General features: G+C 76.1%; 2 protein-coding genes. One reads left to right on the top strand and one right to left on the bottom strand.

Going from position 1 to position 3,707, the window contains the following annotated elements; all coding sequences use genetic code 11:
* Positions 1-1,539 precede the first annotated feature (1,539 nt).
* Positions 1,540-2,241 (top strand): formylglycine-generating enzyme family protein, encoded by a 702-nt coding sequence (locus HYE82_RS34860; protein ID WP_179178232.1) that lies wholly within the window; start codon positions 1,540-1,542, stop codon positions 2,239-2,241.
* A gap of 33 nt (positions 2,242-2,274) precedes the next feature.
* On the opposite strand, the gene HYE82_RS34855 is transcribed toward HYE82_RS34860, so the two are convergent.
* Entirely contained in the window at positions 2,275-3,651 is a 1,377-nt protein-coding gene (locus HYE82_RS34855) for an MFS transporter (RefSeq protein WP_179178234.1), read from the bottom strand.
* Positions 3,652-3,707: the final 56 nt, after the last annotated feature.

Here is a 3,707-nt window from a genome sequence, read left to right as displayed (position 1 = left end):
GAGCGGCGTCGGCAGCGTCAGAGGTGTATAAGAGACAGGGGTGGGGCCGTCAGGGCGGACGGTGATCCCGTACGCGGCGCCGGCGGGGGTGGAGCGGAAGGCGACGGTGTACGCGGGCAGCAGCCGCTCCAGCAGGACCGTCGACTCGCGCAGGGCGAACTGCAGGCCGAGGCAGGCGCGCGGGCCCATCCCGAAGGGCAGGTAGGCGCCCGGGGCCGCCGACCTGCCCCGGGGGGCGGTGAAGCGCCGGGGGTCGAAGCGCTCCGGGTCGGGCCACAGCTCCGGGTCGCGGTGCGTGAGGTACGGGCACACCAGGAGGTCGGTGCCGGCGGCGATGGCGTGGCCGGCCAGGACGTCGTCCTCGGCCGCGTGGCGGGGCAGGATCCATGCCGACGGGTAGAGCCGCAGGGTCTCGTGGACCAGCGCCTGGACGGCCTGCCGGCGCTCGGCGGAGCCCGCGGCGCCGACGGCGAGGGCCTGCTCGCGGGTCCCGGGATACCGGTCGAGCAGCAGGTACAGCCAGGTCAGGGTGGTCGCGGTGGTCTCGTGCCCGGCGAAGAGCAGGGTGACCAGCTCGTCGCGGATCAGGCGGTCGGTGTACTCGGGCCGCTCGGCGGAGGCGTCGGTCAGGGCGCGCAGCAGGCCGGGCCCGTCGGGTCCTGCGGGAGCCGTGCGGGCGGCGTCGATGGCATCCCGGGCGACCGCGTCGATGCGGGCGACGTCCGCGGCGACGGCGTCCCGGGCGTCGGCCTCGTCGGCGGGCAGGGTGGGCAGCGCGGCCGCCAGGTCCTCGACGGCGTTCAGCTCGCCCTCGGTCCGGGCGTCGAGGGGGTGTCCGGTCAGGGAGCGCCAGATGGTGTCGAGGGCGAAGCTGCGCATCTCCCGTCCCACGTCGACGGTCCGCCCGGTGGCGGCGTACCGCGCCCACCGCTCGGCGGCGGCGTTGGCGGCCCGCTCGATCCGCTGCTCGTAGCGGCGCATCCCGGTGCCGGTGAACTGGGCCTGCAGCAGCCGGCGTTGGCGCTTCCAGGCATCGCCGGTGGCGGCGAGGACCCCGTCGCCGATCAGCAGGCGCGCGCGGTGGGAGCGCTTGACGTACCGGTCGGGACGCAGGGCGAGTACGTGCCGGACGGCCTCGGGGTCGGTGACGAGGACGGTGGCCGGGGCGGGCGGGGTGCCTGCGTCCGCCGACCCGAGGTGCAACGCGGCGATGCCGCCGAGCCGTTCCCGCGCGAGGGCGAGCAGTTCGACGAGCTCTCCGCGCTCCGCGCGCCACCGCTGCACGTGGACGGAGTCCAGTTCGGGAACCGGGCGGCCCGGTCGGGGACCCCGCGGGAGCGGGTCCCGGTCGAGGCGGGCTTCGGTGGCCACGCTCCTCCTCCTGCTTCCGGTGCGCCTGCCCGACCACTCCCCCTGACGGAGCGTCGGCACGGCATCACGGACTGTACGGGAGGAAGGGTGTCCGGTGACAGCCCGCCGCGGGCCGGTGGCGCGTTCGCCGCTGCCGGCCGCCGTCCGCACGGATAACATTCCATGATCATGGACGCGATGACAGGACACGAGCTGGTCTCCGTGCCGGGCGGACGGGTGACCCTGTCCGACCGGCGGACGCAGCGCAGTTGGGCGGTCGACGTGGCGCCGTACCGGCTCGGGTCGGTACCGGTCACCCAGGCGCTGTACGCCCGGGTGACCGGGGAGCGGCCGAGCGCGGCCCACGGGGACCGACTGCCCGTCGAGGGGGTGTCCTGGTGGGACGCCGCCCGGTTCTGCAACGCCCTCTCGGCGCGGGAGGGCCTCACGCCCGTCTACCGGTTCCACGACGGCGCCGCGGACGGAGACGGCGACGGGGACGGCGGGGGCCTGGAATGGGACCGGTCCGCGGACGGGTACCGGCTGCCGACGGAGGCCGAGTGGGAGCACGCCTGCCGCGCCGGGACCCCCGGACCGCACTACGGGCCGCTCGACGAGATCGCCTGGTACCGCGGCAACTCGGACGGGCGGATCCGCGAGGTGGGCGGCAGACTCCCCAACCCGTGGGGGCTGTACGACATGCTCGGCAATGTCTGGAACTGGTGCTGGGACGTGTACGACGCCGAGGTGTACGGCGGCTACCGCGTGCTGCGCGGCGGCGGCTGGTTCGACGAGCACTGGAGCTGCCGGGCCTCGGCCCGCCGTCGCAGCCACCCCACGTTCCGGGTCGACGACGTGGGGTTCCGCGTCGCGCGCCCGGCCGCGGACTGACCGGGCCCCTCCCGGCCACGGCCCGCCTGCCGCTCACCGCACGGTGCGCGGCAGGCGCAGGCTCAGCCCGGCCGCGAGGACGATCAGGGCGAGCTGGACCAGCAGGGCCGCGGTGAGCGCCGTCCGGATGCCGTGCGACGTACTGACGGCGAGGAAGAGGCTGCCGACGGTCGCGACGCCGAGGGCGAGCGCGGACTGCTGGGTGGTGGTCACGATCCCGCTGCCCACGCCGGCCCGGTCGGCCGGCACCTCCGCGAGCATCAGCCGCATCAGCACGGGCACTTGGAAGCCCTGGCCGAGGCCGGCGACGGCGATGCCCGGGGCCAGTGCGGCGACGCCGGGGTTCGGCCCGCCGTACCGGAGCGTGAGCAGCAGCACGGTGATGCCGACGGCCTGGAGCGCCGCTCCCGCGGTGACGACGCGGCTGCCGAACCGGCCGGTCAGCCGCGGCCCGGCCAGCGAGGCCCCGAAGAAGGCGACGGCCATGGGCGCGAGGGCGAGCCCGGCGGCCACCGGGCCCTTGTGCAGGCCCTCTTGCAGGACCACGGCCATCACGAACATGAAGCCGCTGAACCCGATCGAGAACGGCACCAGCAAGGCCAGTCCCCGCCGCAGCGACGGCAGCCGCAGCAGGCTCGGCGGCACCAGCGGGGTCCGCCCCAGCCGGTCGGCGCGGCGCTCGACGGCGACGAAGCCGGTGGCCGCGACGGGGAAGGCGCCCAGCAGCAGCCAGGTCCACAGCGGCCAGCCGGCGGCCCGCCCCTCGGTCAGCGGCAGCAGCAGCGAGACCAGCGACAGGGCCAGCAACAGCGTGCCCGGAACGTCGACCGAGGCCGGCCGGTCCGAGCGGGTCTGCGGCACGGTCCGCGCGGCGAGCAGCAGCCCGATGAGGGCGACGGGCACGTTCACCAGGAACACGGAGCGCCAGCCGAGGCCTGCCGCGTCGGCGGCCACGAGGACGCCGCCCAGGACCTGCCCGGCCACCATGGACAGCCCGCCGGTGGCCCCGTACAGGCTCATCGCCCGGGCCCGGCGGGGCCCTTGCGTGGTGGCCTGGATGGTGGCGAGCACCTGCGGCAGCATCAGGGCGGCCGCGGCGCCCTGCGCCACCCGGGCGGCGACGAGGGTCCACGCGGTGGGGGCGAGGCCGCAGGCGAGAGAGGTGAGGCCGAAGGCGGCCATGCCGGCGAGGAAGAGCCGGCGCCGCCCGGCGGTGTCGCCGAGGCGGCCGCCGAGGACGAGGAGCACGGCGTAGGCGACGCCGTAGCCGCCTACGATCAGTTCGAGGACGGCGGGGCCGGCGGCGAGGTCTCGGTCGATCGCGGGCAGTGCCACGTTGACGATGAAGAAGTCGACCATCGGCAGGGCGGCACCGAGCAGCACGGTGAAGAGCCCCAGCGGGCCCAGCACGGCCTGGGCCTGGGCCGCACCCCGGGGCGGAGCGGAGGCCGGGGCGGGAACGGGGG

Origin of the sequence: Streptomyces sp. BR123, from assembly GCF_013401435.1 — a bacterium.
In the GTDB taxonomy this organism is placed as follows: Bacteria; Actinomycetota; Actinomycetes; order Streptomycetales; family Streptomycetaceae; genus Streptomyces.
Note: the sequence above shows the minus strand (reverse complement) of the source record. Positions and strands in the feature narration are given on the sequence as shown.

What these genes read in the sequence shown, in the direction of transcription:
- HYE82_RS34860 (WP_179178232.1), top strand. Translation starts at nt 1,540, where the DNA reads ATGGACGCGATGACAGGACACGAGCTGGTCTCCGTGCCGGGCGGACGG.